Origin of the sequence: Paenibacillus sp. FSL R7-0210, assembly GCF_038009085.1 — a bacterium.
In the GTDB taxonomy this organism is placed as follows: Bacteria; Bacillota; Bacilli; order Paenibacillales; family Paenibacillaceae; genus Paenibacillus_AQ; species Paenibacillus_AQ silagei.
Genome location: NZ_JBBPAR010000001.1, coordinates 1,405,442 through 1,427,354, shown reverse-complemented (window position 1 = coordinate 1,427,354; position 21,913 = coordinate 1,405,442). Strand labels below are relative to the sequence as shown.

The 21,913-nt window shown below is 53.4% G+C and carries 19 protein-coding genes; 4 read left to right on the top strand and 15 right to left on the bottom strand.

Going from position 1 to position 21,913, the window contains the following annotated elements:
• Positions 1-28 precede the first annotated feature (28 nt).
• Together MKY64_RS06035 and MKY64_RS06030 are read right to left on the bottom strand one after the other, a co-directional pair.
• The gene (locus MKY64_RS06035; protein ID WP_340951584.1) at positions 29-838 is read right to left on the bottom strand and encodes a GNAT family N-acetyltransferase; all 810 of its coding nucleotides are present in this window, start codon (positions 836-838) and stop codon (positions 29-31) included.
• Positions 839-948: 110 nt separating this feature from the next.
• Positions 949-1,308 carry a (2Fe-2S) ferredoxin domain-containing protein gene (locus tag MKY64_RS06030; RefSeq protein WP_036727434.1) on the bottom strand — a complete coding sequence of 120 codons (360 nt, stop codon included), beginning with the start codon at positions 1,306-1,308 and terminating at the stop codon, positions 949-951.
• A 148-nt stretch (positions 1,309-1,456) separates the two neighbouring features.
• Here MKY64_RS06030 and MKY64_RS06025 point away from each other — a divergent pair, with 148 nt between their 5' ends.
• The 3 genes from MKY64_RS06025 to MKY64_RS06015 all read left to right on the top strand — a co-directional run bounded on the left by MKY64_RS06025 (position 1,457) and on the right by MKY64_RS06015 (position 4,549).
• Entirely contained in the window at positions 1,457-3,043 is a 1,587-nt protein-coding gene (locus MKY64_RS06025) for an AraC family transcriptional regulator (protein ID WP_340951581.1), read from the top strand.
• A gap of 102 nt (positions 3,044-3,145) precedes the next feature.
• On the top strand, positions 3,146-4,171 hold the full coding sequence (locus MKY64_RS06020; RefSeq protein ID WP_445323333.1) for an ABC transporter substrate-binding protein: 1,026 nt from the start codon (positions 3,146-3,148) through the stop codon (positions 4,169-4,171).
• A 144-nt stretch (positions 4,172-4,315) separates the two neighbouring features.
• Positions 4,316-4,549: a hypothetical protein gene (locus MKY64_RS06015; RefSeq protein WP_209870112.1), complete on the top strand. Its 234-nt coding sequence runs from the start codon at positions 4,316-4,318 to the stop codon at positions 4,547-4,549.
• A gap of 5 nt (positions 4,550-4,554) precedes the next feature.
• Here the strand turns inward: MKY64_RS06015 and MKY64_RS06010 are convergent, their stop codons facing one another.
• From MKY64_RS06010 to MKY64_RS05955, 12 genes are all read right to left on the bottom strand, one after another.
• Positions 4,555-5,652, bottom strand: a complete 1,098-nt coding sequence (locus MKY64_RS06010) for a GerAB/ArcD/ProY family transporter (protein WP_340951578.1) — start codon at positions 5,650-5,652, stop codon at positions 4,555-4,557.
• Between the two features lie 35 nt (positions 5,653-5,687).
• Positions 5,688-6,893, bottom strand: coding sequence for a Ger(x)C family spore germination protein (locus MKY64_RS06005; RefSeq protein ID WP_339249428.1), 1,206 nt, complete (start codon positions 6,891-6,893; stop codon positions 5,688-5,690).
• A complete protein-coding gene (locus MKY64_RS06000; RefSeq protein ID WP_340951576.1) occupies positions 6,883-8,415 on the bottom strand; it encodes a spore germination protein in 1,533 nt (510 codons plus the stop codon). Before MKY64_RS06000 ends, MKY64_RS06005 begins: the two co-directional genes overlap by 11 nt.
• A 179-nt stretch (positions 8,416-8,594) precedes the next feature.
• Entirely contained in the window at positions 8,595-9,635 is a 1,041-nt protein-coding gene (locus MKY64_RS05995; RefSeq protein ID WP_036727441.1) for an NAD(P)/FAD-dependent oxidoreductase, read from the bottom strand.
• Between the two features lie 27 nt (positions 9,636-9,662).
• On the bottom strand, positions 9,663-10,697 hold the full coding sequence (locus MKY64_RS05990; RefSeq protein WP_340951574.1) for a FecCD family ABC transporter permease: 1,035 nt from the start codon (positions 10,695-10,697) through the stop codon (positions 9,663-9,665).
• A gap of 2 nt (positions 10,698-10,699) precedes the next feature.
• A complete protein-coding gene (locus MKY64_RS05985) occupies positions 10,700-11,758 on the bottom strand; it encodes a FecCD family ABC transporter permease (protein WP_340951571.1) in 1,059 nt (352 codons plus the stop codon).
• Positions 11,759-11,911: 153 nt separating this feature from the next.
• A complete protein-coding gene (locus tag MKY64_RS05980; RefSeq protein WP_340951569.1) occupies positions 11,912-12,826 on the bottom strand; it encodes a phosphotransferase in 915 nt (304 codons plus the stop codon).
• A gap of 200 nt (positions 12,827-13,026) precedes the next feature.
• Complete coding sequence (locus tag MKY64_RS05975) at positions 13,027-13,338, bottom strand: hypothetical protein (protein ID WP_340951567.1); 312 nt, start codon at positions 13,336-13,338, stop codon at positions 13,027-13,029.
• Between the two features lie 123 nt (positions 13,339-13,461).
• Positions 13,462-15,156 (bottom strand): oleate hydratase, encoded by a 1,695-nt coding sequence (locus tag MKY64_RS05970; protein WP_340951564.1) that lies wholly within the window; start codon positions 15,154-15,156, stop codon positions 13,462-13,464.
• 130 nt (positions 15,157-15,286) lie between these two features.
• The gene (locus tag MKY64_RS05965) at positions 15,287-15,895 is read right to left on the bottom strand and encodes a TetR/AcrR family transcriptional regulator C-terminal domain-containing protein (RefSeq protein ID WP_209870132.1); all 609 of its coding nucleotides are present in this window, start codon (positions 15,893-15,895) and stop codon (positions 15,287-15,289) included.
• 84 nt (positions 15,896-15,979) lie between these two features.
• A complete protein-coding gene (locus tag MKY64_RS05960; RefSeq protein WP_340951562.1) occupies positions 15,980-16,741 on the bottom strand; it encodes a metallophosphoesterase family protein in 762 nt (253 codons plus the stop codon).
• Positions 16,742-16,844: 103 nt separating this feature from the next.
• Positions 16,845-18,440, bottom strand: coding sequence for a sigma-70 family RNA polymerase sigma factor (locus MKY64_RS05955; protein ID WP_340951560.1), 1,596 nt, complete (start codon positions 18,438-18,440; stop codon positions 16,845-16,847).
• Between the two features lie 286 nt (positions 18,441-18,726).
• Between MKY64_RS05955 and MKY64_RS05950 the strand changes: the two genes are divergently transcribed.
• Positions 18,727-20,916: a YDG domain-containing protein gene (locus tag MKY64_RS05950; RefSeq protein ID WP_340951558.1), complete on the top strand. Its 2,190-nt coding sequence runs from the start codon at positions 18,727-18,729 to the stop codon at positions 20,914-20,916.
• A gap of 101 nt (positions 20,917-21,017) precedes the next feature.
• On the opposite strand, the gene MKY64_RS05945 is transcribed toward MKY64_RS05950, so the two are convergent.
• Positions 21,018-21,557: an RNA 2'-phosphotransferase gene (locus MKY64_RS05945; RefSeq protein ID WP_340951555.1), complete on the bottom strand. Its 540-nt coding sequence runs from the start codon at positions 21,555-21,557 to the stop codon at positions 21,018-21,020.
• Positions 21,558-21,913 lie beyond the last annotated feature (356 nt).

Below are 21,913 nucleotides of genomic sequence, written 5' to 3'. Positions count from 1 at the left end.
CCTTGTAATAGACTTAATAATTACAACCTTACTGAAAGCGCAAATCAACAATGCTTCCGGTCCGCTTGAAGCCCACCGACTGATAGACCTTATTGGAATCGGGATTCGCCGCATCGGCGTAGAGCATGGGCGTCACGCCCTTACTGAGCAGTTCGGCACACAGGGCAGCTACAGCCGCACTCGCATACCCGTGCTTGCGGAACTCACGCGGAGTGAACACTTCATTAATCCGCGCTTGCCTGGCAGACTGATGGGCCAGATTAACCATGGACACCGGCTGTTCCCGGTCAATCCATAGACGGAGCTTGCCCGACTCCGTAACCGCTGCGGCATAGTCCAGATGATCCTCTGCTGCACTCTCCGTACCGAAGCAATCCTGCACGAATCCGGCTAAATACCCCGCGATGAGCGGGATATCACCTGGCCCCGCCTGCTGCAGCCTGCCGCTGACACCATGCGGCAGCTGCACCTCCGGGCAGTGATAGGCCTCCATCATCATCCGGACCTGATAAGACTTGCCGGTAAGCTTGCCGTACGCATCGGCGAACAGCCTCCCCGTCTCCAGCGTTCCGTTAACCCCCGGCAATTCGCGGTCCTCCAGCATTTCCGCCAGCTCCCGGACAAGGGAACGGCGCCTCTCTTCAGCCAGCTCCGGTGATAACCACAACCACGAGTTACGCCCGGCGGCATGGGCGAAGATGAGATCATTCTCCTCTGTCCTGAGCCGCAGGGCTTCCTCGTTCTCGACAATCAAATGGATGAGATTATATTCCACCTCTTCCTGCATGAACTGCCCTGTGTGCAGCACATCATCCCCCGGCCCGAAGCCTACGAACATCCCGCTTCCCCCTCTTAGACTTTTCTATCTATTGTAATGCTCCCCTTGGAAAAAATAAACAGCCCTTAGCCGGAGAATTCCAGCGGCGGACTGCACTAATCGCTATACTATCATTTCTTCTTCTTACCTTTGGCACCCTTGGGGGTAGCGGCCTTGAAGCCTTCTTCATACGTATAGAGCAGATTCTCTTCGAGCTGTTCTCCCTTCAGCACCTTGCGCACCAGGCTTTTAGCAGATTTAGGGGTGACATCCCTGTACCATACGCCTTCCGGGTAAGAGATCACGACACAGGCATCCGAGCATCTTCCGTTGCAGCGGGTTACTGTTGTATGTATCAGCGCATCTGCCCCTTGCTTCGTAATCTCATCCTCAATCGCTTCCGCTACCTCTTCACCCTTATGCTTCTTGCAGTCACTTCCGTTACAGATCAGCAAATGGCTGACCGTTCCTTGCAGATTCCAGGTTGTCATGGCCTTCTTCGCCCCCTCTAATACAACTATACCCTGCTTGTCTCTGACCCTAAACTTTACCTTCCTATTCGAGGATCGTCAATAGCAGGAAAGACTGTTATACTATTACTGAGAATGATTATCATCCAAGAAAAGAGTGACTTGTAACATGCAGACGCGAAATGCCGGCAGTTCATTGCCTACTCCTCATAGCTTTTATATTCCGGTACATGTAACGGCACTGGATCAAGCCTCCTTTAACCGGGAAAATCCCATTCCCCCCTTCACCTCATTCCTGGTAGTAGTCACCGGCGGAAGCGGAGTCATCGGGCTAAATGGAGAACGTATCCGTCTATCCGGCGGTCATATTGTGTGCAGCGACAGTCCGGTGGATATCAGGCTGCCCCGCAGCCATAAGCTGCAGGGTGTGTGGATCGAATACGCGGTGATCTCCGGCAACAGGCGGCCCTTCAGCCCGCTGAACCATGATCTGCCGGTCCGAAGCTGCCCTCCCCATGTAAGCACGCTTGCTGTGCAGCTTCTTAGCAGCTGGAACCAGCCGGAGCAGCGCACGCCATTTGCCTTACAAGCTCTGTTCACAGAGCTGCTCACTGAGCTGCACAATAGTGCTGCTGAGTACAAAGAACCGCAGGCTCAGTGGATTGACCGTGTACTACATCATATAGAGTCTAATTATAATGAAGATTTGACGAGAGAACAGGCTGCCGGACTTGCCGGAGTCACCCCGGAGCATTTCTCCCGTGCCTTCCGCAGATTCACCGGGCAGACCTTCAATCAATATATAACGCTGCTGCGCATTCGTAAGGCCCAGCAGCGTATCCTTACAGGAGCCCCGAATCTGAGTACGCTGGCGCTTGAGGTTGGTTATAGCGAAGGAACCTATTTGAGCCGCAAATTCAAGCAGGTTGTAGGAATTTCGCCTTCAGCCTATCACCGTAAGAGCAAATCCGTAGTCTCGCTGAACTTCAATCATACGGCCAGCCTCCATGCGCTCGAAGTCGTTCCCCGGCTGGGAGTCTATTCGTCCTGGATGGAGAGCATGCAGCCCGTTCCCTCCAGGAAGCTGCTGGATGAAGGAATCGGCTCCGCAGGTCTATACGAACGTCTGTCGTCAGCCCGGCCGGATGTCATTATCAGCTACTCCCTGCCTGACAAGAGCAAGCAGCTCCTGTCCGTCGCACCGGTAATTGAGATTCCCTTCATGCAAATGGACTGGCGGGAGCAATTCCGGCTGATTGCCGAGGTGACTGGGCGTCAGCCTCAGGCTGAGGCCTGGCTAAGCCTCTATGACTGGCATTGTTACCAGGCTAATCAGCTGCTGGACCGGCGGATCGGTGACCGTGGAACCGCCATAGTCCTGGAGCTTGGCGCAGAGACGTCCTACTGCTTCAGCAGCAGCTACGGGCGCGGGACGCAGATTCTGTATCATGATCTTGGCTTCCGCCCGCCGCTTGGCCTCGTTGCCGAGGGACTGCTGGATAAGGGCTATCTGGAGATTGCCTTCCATAACATCGCCCGCTACCCCGCTGACCATATCTTCATTACCTCAAGCAGGGAGGCTGCTGAAGCACTGGAGCCGCTGCAGAGCTTTCTTCACCCAGTACAGCAACATTATATCGGTGACTCTTCAGGCGGAAGAATCTATTACCTGAATCAGCCTGGCATGTTCTACGGGTTCGACCCGCTCTCCTCCGAGGCTCAGCTGAAGGTCCTGGTGCAGGCGCTGACATCATAAATTTACATAGCCGGACATCACATTCAGCCATAGTCTAATCATAGCAAACTCTGTAAAGTGTTATTGAGAATGATAATCGTTCTACATTAAGGAGGCTGCATCTTGAAAATCCCGTATTTACGTTCTCGCCGCATTCACCCGAAGGCTTGGATGGTCCTGTCTCTGCTTCTGGCATTGACTCTTATCGCCTCGGCTTGTGGAAACAACACTTCTAATAGCAGCAATGGTGCTGCTTCAGCTAAGGCTACCGGAACACCCGCTTCCTCCACTCAGCCGGAGAAGGCTGCTGCAACCGCAGCTCCCGCCTTCCATACTGTGACAACTGTGAATGGAGATATTGAGGTGCCGGCAGCACCGCAGCGGATTGTTGCCGAGGAATATCTGGGCAGCTTGATTGCCCTGGATACGATTCCGGTCGGTGCGCCTGGGCTTACACTGGAGAATATGTACTTCAAAGAATTCCTCACAGGAGTCGCCGACACCGGCACATACGGTAAAATGTCACCGGAGAATATCATCGCGCTGAATCCCGACTTGATTATCTCCGGCAATGCAGACAGCTATGCGGCGCTCAGCCAGATTGCCCCAACGGTCATTGTGCCATATGGCGATTTGAAGAATGCGCATGAAGAGCTGACCTATTTCGGCAAGCTGCTGGGCAAGGAGCAGGAAGCAGCAGCCTGGCTGGCTGATTACGATAAGCGTATTGCTGACGCCAAGGCCCGTGTGGATGCAGCCATTCCTGCCGGGGCCACCTTCAGTATTCTGGAGCATGCAGACAAGTCCACCTGGGTCTATGGGGATAACTTCGGACGCGGAGGACAGCCCATCTATCAGGCGTTGGGGCGCAAGCCGTCCACTGGAGTGGCTGCTGAAATTATGGAGAAACAGTGGGCTGAATTATCCGCTGAGACCCTGGGCAAGTATGCGGGTGATTATCTCGTCATTACCGACAATACCTGGACTGCTCAAGACTTCCAGGCAGACCCGATCTGGGGCAGCCTGCCGGCAGTCAAGAACGGGAAGATCTACGTATGGAAAGAAGATCGCTCCTGGTACTATGATCCGATTGCCGTTCTGGCCCAGACGGAGGAGCTGGCCGATTGGCTGACCGGAGTACAACAATAATGGAGTCATGAATAAGCTGCCTGGAGCCTTGAATGGCTTCCGGCAGCTTTTGGCGTTTACCCTATCCATTACTCGGAGATAATATCTGTAGCCCGCCGCCACCGGAACCGGTGAATTATTCTTGCGGTGCACAAGGAGACCTCCATGAAGATTATCAGTATCTATGTCCTGTTAGCTGTTCTTACGCTTACGTTAATAGTCATCATTGATGTGATGTCCGGCATCAGCCTGCGTGCATCCATTCATTCGCTCTCGACCATCTTTGCTACAACCACACTACAGGAAGCCATATGTATCACAATCTTCCTGCTTCTCCCGTTCGTTCAGGTAGCCGTCCATGTCTCTAAGAAGCGTCAATCCCGCCGGAAACCGTCTTAATTCTTCTAACGGTACAATCCGAACTTGCGCCGGACAAGATGAATCAGCAGCAGCAGGATTGGAATCACCGCACAGAATACCGGCAGAATCGTCTGCAGAAAAGTCTTCCCGTCATTCATATGCTCCGAATAATTCTGCGCGCTGACAAAAGAGCTGAACAGCATAATCACGCCTGCCGGAATAACCAGCCTGCTTGTATCATTTACCTTGAAAAGATCGTTGGCAATCGCAACAGCAGCATAACAGTAAACGGTCAGCTTAAAGAACGCCCCGATAATCAGTGTAAGCATAACAAGGGCATCCAGCCGTTGAATGAAATTGGCCATGTTCACAAGGGTAATGGTTGTAAACATGGGAAAGGCGGTACGGCTGTACAGGTTCTCGCCAAGCACAGACATTTCGATTGCATGCGTGAAGCTGAGCAGACAGGCGCTGACAATGATTGCTGCGATTCCGGTCTTCTTAATTTTCAGGGATTTATTGAAGTGGGGCAGAATGGTAGTGAAGCACATCAGTTCGCCGAACGGAAAGATCAGGATGTTGGGATAGGCTGATTTCAAGGCTTGCTTGTAATCATTCATATGAAGCGGAAACAGATTCTTATACTCCACCAGCCCGGCTGAGATTACAGCAATAATACAAATGCACCCCATAATGATCACGATCCACAGGACAATCTCGGCAGTCCTCGCGAACACTTCTATCCCTTTGCTCAGGATATACATCACTGCAATAATCATGATTGAATTAATGATCAGAATCGGGGTTTTGTCATAGGAGGCCGAGATCAGCAGATCACCCGCTTCCCGCAGATTTCTGGAGCCGTTATAGAGAAGCACCGGCAGGAACAGCAGACTTACCGGCCAGCCCAGCCATGGCCCGAGAATAGAACGCGTATACCCGCTTATGATCTGGTTCGGGAATTGGAGATAGAGATGTGCGAACACCAGATACAGCACAATGCCCCCGGGAAGGGCAATCAGAATGGCGAGCCAGACTGCATGTCCGCTCTCCAGGCCAATAGGTACAAGCACGGCGGTTCCCAGCTCAAACAGAATGATCAAGGCAAGCAGTTGATTGGGGCCGATCATTTCTTTTTTCATAAACATCAATCACCTGATTTCTGCGGTTAAGCCAATTATTTACCTTCGGGGATATAAGGTTTCAGACTCATGCCTGTACTGCGGATGTAAGCCTTGATCTTGAGGTCCAGCTTCCCCTCCGCGAAGATCCGGCCCCAGTCCCCGTCCAGCGCCGCCCATTCCTGCGGATTCGTCCGCTTCAGCTCATTGCCGAAATTGAAAATATCGCTCTCCAGCTGTTGTCCCTTATGAAAAGCCTGCATCACTTCAGTCCTCGTTTTCTTCTCCAGCTCTTGTTCAAGCTTCATGATCTCTTCCCGCTTGCTGAGATCCACGAAGCTGTCCGTTTCATTGACGCTCCCCTCCTCTGCAATCGTCACATGAAAGACCGGAAGACCATCCTCAATCGCGGTCTTTACCTCCGTTCTGGAGTAGATGATATTGACGGCAACGGATTCTTTTTTATCATCTGCATCAATATCCAGCACTGTTTCTTCTATCTGGTTAAGCAGCCACTCGGTTCCCCTTGCTTCGGAGTCCTTCATCCAATAGAGCAGCTTACCCTGCCTGAAGACCCCAAGCCCGCTCATCACCGTCTCGGTCAGGGTCTCAGACCCCTCCAGATTGCTTTTCTTCTTCCCTTCCTCAGCATCTCCATTGATCTTCACCGCATTGATCGTCAGATCGCCTTCTCCTGTAATGCCGTGAATGACATCGAAGACACTGATCGGCCGGTTCTCCCCCCAGACACTGGAGGTATTCTGCGCTTTTTTGACCAGCCCCAGAGCCGGCAGACTTTCTACAGGAGTCAGCAGCTTCAAGACAGAGGCGGCATCGCTGCCACGGGCAACCAGTATTTCTGAATTGAGCCGCAGCTCATGGGACCGCTCGAAGATGTCGAAGATATCGTTAATCCCATCCCGCGCCAAGGGCTCTCCAAGCACAATAAGCTGGGTATGGGCAAAAAAAAGCTGGCGGGTCACATGCTTTGACGCCCGCCGCAACGCGCCGAACATCGTTTTGTCTGTGGCTGACACCACCACTACAGCAGGCTTGCCGCTCCCGGGAGAGGTACTCGTCGATGTGGAAGACGGATTGACCAATTGAAAGGTGACCCGGTATTCATCGGTCTCCGGAACAAGATCCATCCCTATACCGCTGACAACGGCCAGCTCGTTCAATTCCCGGCTGTTCCAGCAGCCGCCAAGCGGCAGGACCAGCACCGCTATAGCGATCAGACGCAGCAGTCCCTTACCGTTCATCGGCTTTCCTCCCGGCGGCCCTTTTCCCTGCGGGAGAGGCTGAAGAGCGGTTGCTGTTGTTGACGAGCCGCTTTCTAAGCCTCGTGAAGCTCTGGGGAGAGCGGATGAAGGTATCCTTCAGATTTCCCGGAACAAAGGGACCGATGGGCGTCATGTAAGGAACACCGAGTGAGCGCAGACTGCACAGATGGGCAATCAGCATAATAGTAAATATAGCGATGCCATACAGCCCCATAAATGCGGCAATCGCCATGATGATGAACCGCAGCATGCGGATGGAGAGCGCCATGTTGAAGGCAGGTGTAGCAAAGCTGGAGATTCCTGTGAGCGAGACCACGATTACCATCGCCGGCGAGACGATCCCTGCCTGAACCGCCGCTGTCCCAAGCACCAGACCGCCGATGATGGATACGGTCTGGCCGATCGGCGAAGGCATGCGGACCCCTGCTTCCCGGATAATCTCGAAGGTAACCTCCATCAGAACCGCTTCTACAAAGGCAGGGAACGGCACCCCCTCCCGCTGTGACGCCAGATTGATCAGCAGCGGGGTCGGAATCATCTCCTGATGGAAGTTCAGCGCCGCGACGAAGATCGCCGGACCATACATTGAAATGACCAGGCACACAAAGCGGAGCATCCGGATCAGCGAGGAGATATCATACCGCTGATAATAATCCTCGACCGTATGAAAGAACATGAAGAAGGTAGTCGGGGCAATCAGCACAAACGGAGTACCGTCTACGAAGATGGCAATCCGTCCATCAAGCAGATTGCCCGCGACACTATCCGGGCGCTCTGTATTGAACATCGTGGGGAACGGGGAATATTTATTGTCCTCCACGATCTGCTCAATATATCCCGACTCCAGAATCATATCGACCTTAATCTCCTGAAGCTTATCCTTGAATGCCTGAATCGTCTCTTCGTCGGCAATGCCGCGGATATACATAATCGTGATATCGGTGTGGGTCACATCGCCCAGCTTCATGGTTTCGGTCCAGAGGTCCGGGTTCTTGATGATTTTGCGGACCAGGGCAATATTCGTGCTGATGGTCTCCGTGAAGCTTTCTTTGGAGCCGCGGATGGCGACCTGGGTGCCCGCCTCAGTAACCGCGCGGGACTCCCCGCCGCAGGTGCTTCCACTGATGCCTCCCCCCACTCCGTTCACCAGAATAACCGTATCGCCCGAGAGCAACGCCTCCAGCAGTCCGTTAATATCTGTAACCAGCTTCTCCTTGCCGATACTAAGGGCATTCTCTTTAATATAGCTGTAGACTTCCTCCGGGGTTACCGCAAGCCGCGCACGGTCATTCAGAGCTTGAAAGGACATCACATGCGAGATGTAGTCATCGACCATCACTCTGTCGGTAATGCCGGCGATATATATTGCAGCCACACGGGCTGTTCTATTAATTAATTCATAGATGCGTATAACCAGATCGGGACTGTTCCCGAGCCTTGCTTGAATGGTACTGATGTTGTCTTCCAGCTTAGGGGAGACCGGCGAATTTATATTCTCCATATCCGCACCTCCTGGCTCTTACTATTCGCCCGCTATCCTTTTTTTATACAGCATATGGAATATGTAAAAGCAGAACAAGCTGCCCCCGGTACGGAATAATCCGTGTAAGGGACAGCATGTGCAGATACAGCTTATGGTATAGCGCCGGTACACCGGCTGATATCTCTGAAGGAGGAATGCTAGTGGTTATCTACTACGCCAAGCGCCTTGTTCTTCTCCTTGAACCGGTCATTATGGGAGGAGACGTAGGCCACCTTCTCAGCGGTAGGGTCCATGTACAGCTTCGCGCTGTTCAGGGCAAGCACCGCATCAGTGAACGTTCCGGCAATGAGCCGTACCTTACTCTCATGATCCACGAAATCTCCGGCAGCGAAGATACCCGGCAGATTGGTCTCCAGCTTACCACTGACGTTCGCACACCATTCTCCCATATCCAGTCCCCAGTCCTTGAGCGGACCGAAGTCGCTTCTCAGCCCGTGGTTGACAATGACGGCATCGACCTCAAGCTGCTCATGCTCTCCGGTCTGAATATGGCAGACGGTCACCTGATCGATCTGCTCTCCGTCACTGCTGTGCAGCTGGCTTACCGCACAAGGCACGCGCACATCCACCGAGGAGGCCTTCATCCGGGCAATATTCTTCTCATGCCCGCCGAACTGCTCCCGGCGGTGTACCACAGTTACACTGGCGGCAATCCCCTCCAGCTCATTCGCCCAGTCCACTGCGGAATCTCCGCCGCCCGAGATCAGCACCCGCTTGCCGCGGAAGGGCTCCAGCTCCTGTACCGTGTAGTGCAGATTCGTCACCTCATAGCGGTCCGCGCCTTCAATCTCCAGCTTCGCCATCTGCAGAATACCGTATCCGATGGTAAGTATGACGGTACGGGTCCAGTGCTGCTCGCCTGTGGCTGAGGTCAGGATATACGTTCCGTCCTCCTGGCGGGCCTGGTGAACAATCTGCTGTCCGAATACAAGGGTAGGATCGAAGGTGCGCGCCTGCTCTGCCAGCTGATCAATTAACTGGCGGCAGAGAATAGGTGTTACTCCTCCCACATCCCAGATCATCTTCTCAGGATAGATCAGCATTCTGCCGCCCAGCTCATCCTTCGCTTCAATCAGCTTAGTCTTCAGATCCCTCATTCCACTATAGAACGCTGTATACATACCTGCGGGGCCGCCGCCAATAATCGTCACATCGTATAATTCCATTGCTTCATTCATTGATATCCCTCCAAGGTCTGGTTGTATTTAAGATTTGGTACGGGCCAGAAGATACAGAAAGTATGGAGCACCGATGACAGCTACCACAATGCCGGTAGGAATCTCGGACGGCTGCAGAATCCGCCGTCCTATTGTATCGGCTGTAATGACAAGCAGCGCGCCGATCAGCGCAGAGGCGGGCAGCATCAGCTGATGCTTCGGTCCGACCAGCCGCCGCGCCAGATGCGGGCCGACCAGCCCGACGAAGCCGATGCCTCCGCTGACCGCTACGCTGGAAGCCGCAAGGCCGACCGCTGCTGCCAGCAGACGGAACTGCTCTCTGCTCACATTAGCACCGAGTCCTGTCGCTGTCTGCTCGCCCAGATTAAGTACATTCATCACCCGTGCCTTGTAGATGACATAAGGCAGGAGAATCACGATCCAGGGCAGCAGGGATAAGACAAACTTCCAGCTTGTGCCCCAGATGCTGCCCGCCAGCCACGTGGCAACGAACTGATACTTGTCCGGGTCGAGGCGAAGCGTCAGCACGATCATCGCCGCGCTCATGCCTGCCGCCACTGCGACCCCGGTAAGCAGCAGCCGGATCGGCGCAATGCCCTGATGCCGCTTGTATGCGAGGCTGTAGATCAGAGCAGCAGTACAGGCCGCCCCGGCAAAGGCAACCACAGGCAACAGATAGACCGGTGCCGCCGAGGTCGTCGGATAGAAAGAGATCAGCAGCATAACCATCAGTCCGGCCCCGGCATTAATGCCGAGAATACCCGGATCGGCCAGATCATTGCGGAAGACCCCCTGCATCACTGCGCCGGATACGGCAAGTGCGGTACCAATTAACAGAGAAATGACAATCCGCGGCAAACGGAACTGGAACAGAATCAGCTCCTGCTTCTCCGTCCCCTTGCCGACCAGCGTATCCAGCAGTTCAAGCGGAGTAAGTCTTATGTATCCTGTATTCATACTTATAATGAACATTATCACAATCAGAACGGCCAGCACGCCGATCACCCTCAGGCCATACTTACGCCTTGCATCTTCTGAAGAAATTCTCTTATGGCTCTGCATCTTTACAGCTCCCTTCTTTCTTTTCGGGCCAGATACAGGAAGAACGGTACCCCAATCAGGGCTATAATCGCACCCACCGGCGTTTCATGCGGCGGATTGATCATCCGTGCCGTCAGATCGCCCCCGACCACCAGCAGCGCACCCAGCACCGCAGAGCAGGGAATAATCCAGCGGTAATCCACACCCACCATATAGCGCGTCAGATGGGGGATGATCAGGCCGACGAACCCAACAGCTCCCACTACAGCTACCGAGGCTCCGGCTAGAATCAGGACAATTAGCGTACCAGCTAATTTCACCAGTCCTGTACGCTGCCCCAGCCCCTTGGCAATATCCTCACCCAGGCTGAGCATCGTAATCGAACGGGACAGCACGATGGCTCCCAGGATAGCCGCTATCACCCATGGGGACATGATCTGCAGCTGGAACCATTTCGTTCCTGCCAGACCACCGGCATACCAGAAGGCGAGATCTTGTCCGATGCGGAAATAAAGGGCGATGCCTTCGCTTAGCGCAGAGAGCAGCGCACTGAGAGCAGCACCTGCCAATACGAGCCTGGCCGGGGTTAGTCCGCCCTTCGCCAGCGAGCCTACACCGTAGACAATTCCCGCTCCGGCTCCGGCGCCAACGAAGGAATAGAGAATGAGATACATGAACGGCAATCCCGGAAAAAATGCAAAGCAGACAGCCAGCGCAAAGCCTGCTCCAGAGTTAATGCCCATCAGTCCCGAATCCGCCAGCGGATTGCGGGTCATCCCTTGCATAATAGCCCCTGCCACAGCGAGGCTGGCTCCCACCATTACGCCGCCCAGCACACGCGGCAGCCTAAGCTCGCGGATGATCTGATGCTCGGTAAGTTCGGGATTGAAATGAAAGACTGCGGTCCATACGACCGACAGCTTAATATCTGCGGCCCCGAACGATACGGAAATAGCGATACCCAGCGCCAGCGCAATCAAACCGCCAATAAGAATTAATGTTGCCGCCCAGGGACGGGACCGCAGCTTCAGCCGCTTTGCCTTCTGATCCAGCCCGCTCCCGGACACTGCCTGTTGATTCATGAATGTCACCTGTTTCTTTGAAATTGATTCTCATTATCATTATAATATTGTAAAGGAACAGGTCAAGGTTTGGCAATGGACAAAATAAAAATAAGAAAACCGCCTTCGTTGAAAAGGCGGTTTATTGCTATCGGCCGTAACGAAATAATGAGCCTAATCCGACAGTGCCCGCATGATGTTGGATTTCGCCTCTGCCGCAATCGCTTCATTCCCGTCATCGACCGCTTGCATTAAGATCAGCATGGGGATGTATACCGCCATCAGCCGCGCCAGCAGCTTCGTCTCCTCGTCCGCTCCTCCGTACGTTTCGAAAAACACACCGCGGGCGTAAGGTGGTAAAAAGCTGTAAGCAACGCTCAAATCGCAAGCCGGATGGCCTACGCTCAGATCGCCCCAATCAATGATGCCGGAGACAATCCCGTTCTCATTCACAAGCATATTTTTGAAATGAAGATCGCCATGCAGGAGTGCATTCACCGCCTCGACACGGTCCTTTTGCAGACTGTTAATATACGCTTCGATCACACCGGACTCCTCCGGCGACAAGTGTTCAACCAGCTTCGATAGAAAGCCCTCCAATTTCACTTTGCGTGATGCTATGTCCGTCAAGCTTCGATGATCTTGCTGAACTCCGCACTTCAGCGCCGCCTGCACCGGGAACTCATGCAATCTCCGCAAAAATGCCGCCAGCGTCTCTGCCGATAAAGCCCGGCGTTCTTCCGTCAAACCGATTGGGAAATCTCCTGGCACGTGGGCATAGCCAAGAAATGGTGCCGGATATTCGTCACTTGCTTCGCCATAAAACAACGGTTTCGGATAGGGGATGGTCACATATGCCTCCAGCTTCGGCAGCAGCTTCCCTTCCATACGAATCGCGCCAACGGCAAACGTTCTTCTTGGAAACCGGAACACGTACTCGTCACCGATGAGAAAAACCGTATTGTCCCAGCCCCAGCCCAATCGCTTCACTTGCTTCGATGACAACTGAGGGAATTGTCTTCCGATCAGCGTCCGCGCCTGCTCTTCGTTAACCTCCCACTCCGCATCCCATACATTCGTTCCTCCCATGAATTGTCTGCCTCCTCGTTCCTTACTTTACTTATCCGAATACGTCCACGCCCAAGTACGTGAGTTCTGCTCTTGAATTTCATCAATAGCTCAACAAATTTTAACACAGCCATATTTTTAAAAACAGCCTATCCTCCCGGTTCCATCCTGTTAGAGATGTAGCTGGAGTATAGGCTGTCAGATTGGCTGTTAGTTGAGTTTTATACATTCTGAAGCGTACCGCCGAATATTTTGCGGATGTACCCTTGCAGCTTGCCGATATGCGGCACGAAGAGGCTTTTGTCATACACATAATTGGATTGGGTTACCAGCTGTGAATAGAGCAGGAAGAGGATGGCCGCGAGCTCCCGGTCAATCTGCCGCTCATGCTCCATCAGAGCATACGTCTCATCCAGCGCCACATAGAGCTGAAGCAGAGCCGCCTCATTAATGATCTTACGGCGCAGCGGTACAAGAATATCTGTAGCAATAGCATCAATCCGCAGAATAACAGCCGCCAGTCTCTCGTTCACACTATTCTCCTCCTGCAATGACTGAATGGTTAAGCGCTTGCTTATTACCATCCTATGTCTGCCGGACCCCAGGCATGCCTGGGCAGCGGAATCAGCTACCTCGTGTAATCCTCGTATTCGTCTCTAGACCATTTTCGAGAGTACCGTTCCCGCCAGCAGCTCCCCAAGTGTCTTATCCAGCGGCAGCGGCTTGTTGCCCAGGCAGGTGCGGAGCGCGGTCAGCAGTACTCGGACATCATATTTGCTCGGATGGACGGGAATCACTTCTTTTTCCAGCTTCAAAAGCTCATATACAGCCATCATCGCGGAACGGACCGAATACTCCACCGTGAACACGCAGTCGTCCGGGACTTCGGCGAACTGGCCAAGGAAGGCCAGATTCACACTGCCCTGCGGCACGACCTGCGGACGGTCACCAAGAGCGCGCGGCATGAACTGTGCAGTAATATAAGGCATCATACAAGGGATGACGTTAGTGGTATGCTCCAGAATCTTGGGAATACGGTCAACAAGTCCCATATGGTAGCACAGTTCCTCCAGCAGCTCGCGTCCGGTGCAGTCGCTCATTTTTTTCTTGATATAGTCGCCTTCGGCATCCGGGAACAGGCCATACGCCCACAGTACCTTCACATTATCCGGCTGGTTGATGAAGTGAGGCTGCTTCGGTGCGGTCCAGGACATCATCCAGCTGGAGTCTTTGATCGTAACTACACCGCCCATGCCGGGAGCATCACCCGTCAGTTCCAGCAGATAAGGGAATACAATCTCATCATCGGTAAAAGTCATTGTGAACGACAGCCATTTGGACTTGTCGATATCCCCGCAGAACACTTCAGGGCGGCCGAAATCCGGGGATTTGGCAGCAAGCTTCTCCCAGAGGCTCCAGCACCCGCGTTCAGTAACGGACCGGTTCAGCACCGCCGGGTGGTCCAGATCGCCAAGGGTAGAATTCTCTGTCATTGAGCCGTTCGTGACCATGACCAGATCCAAGCGTGTCACCGGAATCGTCTTCGGGGAACCATTAACCTGCACCTGAATCGCGGTTATAACCTTCTCATCACCGTTGATACTAAGCTCCAGATCCGTAACCTCATGCCCTTTGTCAAAATGAACGCCCTCACGCTCCAGCCATTTCATCAGCGGCAGGATCAGCGAGTCGAACTGGTTGTATTCGGTGTGCAAAATTCCTTTCAGCTGGTTCATCCCCGAGATCAGGTGCATGAACCGCTCCATATAACGCTTGACCTCCACCACACTATGCCAATTCTCGAAGGCGAACATGGAGCGCCAGAAATACCAGAAATTCGTCTCCAGAAAGCTCGGGTCAAAAAACTGCTCAATCGTCACCGTGCCCAGTCTCTCTTCGGTAGCCAGCGTCAGCTTGCCTAATTGCAGCGCATGTGCGGTAGAGAGTCCAAGCGATGAGAAATCGGCGGGGGTGCCTTGCTTTTCGACCAGACGGCAATGCGATTCAATCGGTTCAGCCAGGTTCAGCTCCCGGAATTCATCCAGCACTGTCCGGTCCGGATTGGTCAGGGAAGGGATGAAGCCGAACAGCTCCATGAAGCACTCGAAGTGCTCTTCAATCTCGCGTCCGCCCCGGGCGCTGTAACCGTCCTTGGCATTGCCCGCCCCGTCCATGGAACCGCCGTATACAGATGATTGCTCCAGAATATGAATATTCCGGCCGGGCATATGCCCGTCACGGATCAGAAATGCCGCCGCCGACAGGGAGCCGATCCCTCCTCCGACGAGATATGCCTTGCGTGAAGCGATGCCTTCCTGTACCTGCGGATGAATTCTTTGATATGTACCCATGTGTCCTCTTCCTTCCTTGATCAGGGGATAAGTGCCTGCTAACTGCCTTCACTATAACCGCCGTGAACCAGGGATTCTATGGACAGCCGGACGCAACTGTCTAGGGATTACACATCCGCCCGATATTGTGTCATGACTTCACCGGATGAACTGCAGACTGATAATGCTCAAGCCCCCGGGCAATGCATCCGTCCATAATCCGTGATACCTTGTCCACCACTCCGGCCGGATCTGTATTCGCCCCGGCTCTGAGCCAGTGGATCACCTGTTCAAGGATGGCCAGCGTGTAGAAATCGGCTATATCGAGTCTGGCCTGCATTCTCACAGGCTCCGGAATCTGCTCCTGTCCCGGCCACGCCTGCCCGTCCAGCTCCTCCACTACGCTGATCATGACGCGGTAAATTACCCCGTACAGGAATTGCTCCAGATGCTCGCGTCCCAGCGAATGGAAGGTATTCAGACAGATGGTTTTGTTATTTACGGTGTAACGCAGGACGCTTAAGAATCCTTGCTTCCAGCCCGCCCAGCAGCAGTATTGGTCCAGTCCTTCAATCACTTCTGACTTGTAGATCCAGCCGAGCAGCTCATAGATATCCTGAAAATGATTATAAAACGTATGGCGGGTCACCCCGCAATCCGCTGTGAGCTGCTGGATCGTTATTTTGTTCAGCGGCCTTGTGAGCATAAGCTTCTTCAGCGACCGGGCTAACGCGTTCTTCGTTAAGAGTGAACTCGACATCTCTTCCTCCTGAACTCTTGGATTTGATATTCCAATTATAACCAATTAGGAGTTAGTTTTCATCCCGTCTGCTCGCAGCTCTTGTTACTCCCGCTCCCCCAGCTTGACAGCATAGGTCTTGTATCCTGCTTCGCTAATCTCAAGGCAGTTCAACTGCTCCCCGTACACGCAGCCGCCGTCGATGCCAATTTTGTCGCCCAGCGGACTGAACCAGACTCCTGCGCCGTCCTGCAGATCTACCGTAGAGGTATGGCCGAAGACGACCGTCTTCTCCGTAGCAGTAACAGGATGATTGTAGAAAGGCTCCCGAATCCAGATAAAATCATACTCCCGCTGGGTCCGCCAGTCGGCAAGGGAAGGATCAATGCCCGCATGAACGAACAGATGGGTCTCCGTCTCATAGTAGTAGGGCAGCGAACCCAGGAAATCCAGATGCTCCTTATACTCCGTAGCCATGAACCTCTTCATCTCCGTATAATCCCTCCACCCTGAATCCGGGTGCAGCAGCACCGAATCCCGGCCTCCGCAATAGCTCAGCAGGGTGTGGAAGCCCCCATTCGTAATCCAGTGGGTATCCCGCTTATCATCCTCTCCCGCCAGCGCATCACAGGCCATCTGATCATGGTTGCCCCGCAGCACAATAACCCCCTCTGCTTCAGCAAGCCGCTTCACCTGCTCCACGACCGCTCTGCTGTCCGGCCCTCTGTCTACATAATCGCCCAGCAGGATCAATTGATCCCTGGAGGGGTTATACTCCGCCCGGCGGAGCAGCAGGCTGAATTCCTCTATACAGCCATGAATGTCACTGATCACTAATGTTCTGATGCCGCTCTCCTCCTTCTTCACTTGTAACTGTCTTGACCTGGAGTATTCATTATACTATATAGGCATAAAAAAGAGGTTCACCCGCCAAGCGTTCAGCTTAGCAGGGAAACCTCCTGGTTACATTCTATTCCATCCGCGCGGATGGCGGGTGCTGTACCGGCCGTTCCGCAGCACGGTCCCAGCGCCAGGGGGCGTCATCCCCCTCCAGATGCAGGCCGCCGTACCATTCATCGATACTTTGCAGCTGTAGCCGGTCAGCTGCTCCGGCCAACACCTGCTCTCCCCATGCAGTCAGCGTAACGCTGCGATTCAGGAATTCCGGTACTTCCCTGTAATCTGTTAGCTCTGCTACACCATCGATCTCAAGCAGAGGTTTCGTCCCGGCCGTCAGTGTGCGCAGGATCTTCCAATATTCCGTATCGCCCATGCCAAGCCGGTGCAGCTCATCCGTCACCTGCCGGAACAGCTTAAGCGGCGTGTCCATTCCATTAGCCACGGCTTGAAGGGTGGTCTGTTCGACGATCCCGAGACCATTCTCTACGGAAGGCAGACGGGAGAGATGGGCCATGAAGGCGTCATAGGCAAAAGCAAGTGCGCCCCCTGCCAGCTCCTCCCGCTTCGCCGCAAGCAGGTCCGCGAGCTTCCGGGGATCGGAAGCGGCGTAAGCCTCCCACAGCAGGCTTCCCAGCTGCAGCTCCTTGCGGCCGATAGTCCGCCAGGTTCCCGGCAGGGTACTCAGCTGAGCTTCCGTCAGCTGTCCCAGACCATGGAACAGCTCTATCCCGGGGAATTCTCCGATGCAGAGCAGGCTTAGCTTGGTTTTGCCCAGCTTTTGCCCATTGAACCAATGCAGTAGATAGGCCAGCATACTCTGGTCGAACAGATCATGCTCGAACCACAGCACCACCTCATCATACTGACGGAATCCGCTGATCCTCTGCTCCTGCTCCGCACAGCCCGCCACATATTCAGCTGCCGGAATGCCCATCGTGGCCTGCAGCACCTCAGCCCGCAGCAGCCGCTTCTGCTCTGCCGCCGGATCTATGAATATCGGTCCCGCCGAATAGATCTCTCTCCACACCAGCACCTCCCCCTGGACAATCCCCTGCTTCAGCTTGTCTCCCACCGTGTCACCATTCACAATATGCAGCATTCGCTGTCCTCCCTCATGTAACAAATGAAATGCAGCCGCCAGATCGACAACAGGCAATGCCCCCTTCAGCTTGCGTCTGCCGTCATACAGCCTTTTCTTCAGCGTAGCAACGGAAAGGTCCAGATACACGGAAATCTCCTGAAGCGAGTACCCGTAGAAGTAGAACAATTGCAGTGGTACCCGCAGCTTGGCAGACAATTCCGACACTGACCTGTGGAGCACCTGCGTCCATTCTCTATGTTCGGCAATCTCCGCAACCCCTGGAGAAGAGCCCGCGACATGCACCGCCGCCTCCAGAGGCAGCAGGGCTTGACGCTTACGCCGCAGCAGCCGGTGACACTGCCTGACCACAATGGTTTTGAACCATCCCGGAAACGCCGCAGGCTCCTGCAGGCTGGCAAGGTTCATATACGCCTCCAGCAAGGCTTCCTGTACCGCATCTTCCGCGAGCTGCACATCCCCGAGCATATCGTAGGCTACTACGTAAGCCATCCCCCGCACATGCCCGCTAAGCTCCCGGAAGGCTTCGGCATCGCCCTTCTGCGCTTGTTCAATCCAATGCAGCATACGTCTGCAAACCTCATTTCTGTATTTTTATCGTGTTCTAATGATAAGTGCCGGTCCGGGAGGAAAAGGTTACAAAGAGGGTGCAGAATGTATTGACCAGTATTATATTTATATTTTGTTAAATTAAATTTGCAATGATTATATTTATTTAAATCAATTTCAAATGATATGTGTTACTATTATTTCATTTAGCCAAGCTCGGAGGCCAAAACTGTTGCCCGGAGGATATTAAGTGATACCCAAGGCCTATATCAGCGAAGACAATACACTTTCAGGAGGCTTAATATTGAACCATACACCGGGCAAGCTTTTTCTCTCTACACTAATGATAGTAACTGCACTATATTCTTCTGCCGGAACAGCTTTTGGCGCAGCAGTTCCTCAATTAACTGGAATCACAGGCCACTGGGCACAGAATGAAGTTACCGACTGGGTTGACAAAGGGCTCATTCAGGGATACGCCGATGGCAGCTTCAAACCGGACAATAGTCTGAAAAGATCAGAGTTCATGGCGCTCATCAACCGTGCCTTCGGATTCACCGAGACGGCACCTGTTGCCTATAAGGATCTCTCTACAAGCAACTGGGCCTACACCGAGGTTGCCAAAGCCGTGAAAGCCGGATATATCAGCGGATATTCAGATGGTACCATCGGTACCGGCAAGACGATCAGCAGACAGGAAGCCGCAGTGATCATCAACCGGTTATTGAAGCTGGATGCCGCGCAGACCGGCGCTCTTTTCAGCGATTCCAAGGATATTGCCGCCTGGGCAGTGAATTCGGTAAATGCCGTAGCCGCAGCAGGAATCATGAAAGGGTATTCCGATGATAACAGCTTCAAGCCCGGCAGGGAAATTACCCGTGCGGAAGCAGTAGTATCCTTAACACGGACCAAAGCTATTGAGGAGGCTCCGGCCAATACTCCTGGAAATGTTGGAGGCACCCCTTCAGCAACCATCTCTCCAGCAGCTAGTCCAACTGCCACACCAACTGCTACACCTACGCCTGTCCGGAGCACCTATGTCCCTTCCGATCCAACGGCTACGCCTACAGCTACACCAGTACCTACAGATATACCAACACCTACACCTACACCTGCAACTACGCCGACGCCTACAGTCACACCTACTCCTACGCCGACACCTACTCCTGATCCGGGTGATACGTCAGCCCCTATACTCACAAGTGTGACCCTTGGAGCGGTGACTGTAGGAGACAATGTATATGGAACAAGCAACGAAGCGGGTTATTTGTATCTGGTCCCTTCCACAGTAGTCGTAACTACAACAGATCTGGAAGCTTCCATTCATGCTGCTCTGGGTAAAAAGCTGGCGGTAACCGCCTCCGTCTATTCCCCGCTGAACACGCAGGGTCTGCCAGCCGGTCATTATGTTGTGTATGCTGTAGATGGCTCCGGCAATATCTCGGCCCCTTCCAGCACGATTGAGGTTAAAGCGATTGAGCTGACTATAGGGTTTCCCGCCTCCTTGACGGAGTCCAAAACCTATGACGGCACTGCCTCAGCAGCAGTAACCGGGGGCTCGCTGTCCGGTGTATTGGCCGGAGACACAGTTAATGTTCATGCCTCTGCTTCCTACAGCAGCTCGGCGCTTGGGGTGAACAAGACTATAACCGTTACCTACACATTAAGCGGAGCCCAGGCAGCCAGCTATATCGCACCCGCTCCCTATATCGTGAATACGGGCAGCATCGCACTCCATCCATTAACCATCGAAGCTCCGAATTTGACCTTGGCGAAGTTCAAGGACGGAACCACGGCAGCGGCGGTGACTCCCGGACAGCTTATTGGGGTAGTTCCCGGGGAAAATGTCACTGTGAGCGCCGTTGCCAACTATGACACATCATCCATTGGGACGAACAAGACCATAACTGTAGTCTATACACTTAGCGGAGCAGATGCGGGCAACTATATTGCACCTGTGAGCTACATCACCACCAATGGCGAGATTGACCGGGATCAGATCACACGCTCCAGAGTCTATGACGGAACGACTGCGGCAGCGGTAACCGTTGGTGCGGTAACCGGTATTATCGACGGGGATGATGTGACTGTGCATGCAGCCGGAACCTATGACACTCCTAACGTGGGAGTGAACAAAATCATCACCATCTCCTACACCTTAACAGGAGCAGATGCAGGTAACTATTATCCACCTGTTAGCTATACCATTAACACAGGTATTATCACTGCCTTGCAGTTGGACATTACAGCACCAGTGATCACAGAATCCAAGACCTACGATGGAAATACATCGGTCCAGATCACCCCGGGTACTCTGACCGGAGTCATTCCTGGCGATGATGTTACAGTCAGTGCAACAGCAACCTACAACGATGCTGCTGTCGGCAGCGGCAAACTTATCACCGTGGTCTACACCTTATCCGGCGACGATGCTGGTAACTATGCGGCACCGGGAAATTATATGATTTCCACGGGTGTGATTGTAGCACCTTAAGAAGATATCTCTGAACACAGGGTATGAATAAAAGCGTCCCGCGAGCCGTGAACCGGCTGGCCTGGGGCGCTTTTGTTGTGGTTGGGGTTGGTTAGAGTAGGCTACAAGTCAGCAATAAATTCGGGCGGAATATAGTCCGCGAGCCAGATATTATGATTTCCGTGGTAGAACTTGATTCCTTCCTGTGCGGCCCGCCCGGCATCGATGGTTAAAATCACAGGACTTGAGTCCTTGCGCCCTCCCACCAGCTTGGCTGTAGCCGTATCCACCGAGAAATGAACATACTGCCTCTTCATCGGTTTCAGTCCTTCGTGCAGAATCGTCTCCACCCATTGCCTGGCTGTACCGTGGTACAGAATAGGGGGCGGCGTTTCAGCCTGCTTGATTATTTTTTGCGGGACCGAGTGACCATATAGCGCCCTTATTCTGCCCTCCGCAAGCTCATGCCGCTGCTTATCCGATGCTGCGATCATTTTGTCCAGATCCTCTGCACCGACTGTGTCCCACTTCTTGTCCTGATGCAGCGAGTGGAGCAGCTGTTCAATATCCACCCACCCCTGTTCATCCAATTCCAGTTCATATTCCCACGGCGCGTGACGCAGGGCGTAGGAGACCTCTTTGCTGAGCTTCGCATAATCCATTGAGTTTAGCCCTCCATAGTCATTTTGCATTGTTGTTAGTATTCAAAATCATCGATTGTTACGAGTTTAGCCTAGTTTAGCATATATGAAGCTTCCGGTATAACCATGCGCTAGACCATGGGCGTGCTCCATCGGTGGGGTCTATCGGTGGGGCTCCATCGGCCACGGAATTGGACTGACATTCCGCTATTTCTGCTAATCCGGCGGATATGCGAAGTGCGCGGACTCAGAATCCGCTAAGTGACCAGATTCCACTACATCAGGGGCCGAAAAGACAAGATAACGGAATCTGAGTCCGTTTCAGGCTCAAAAAGAGACGATTCGGCCAAATAAGGGAATCTGAGTCCGGTTAATAA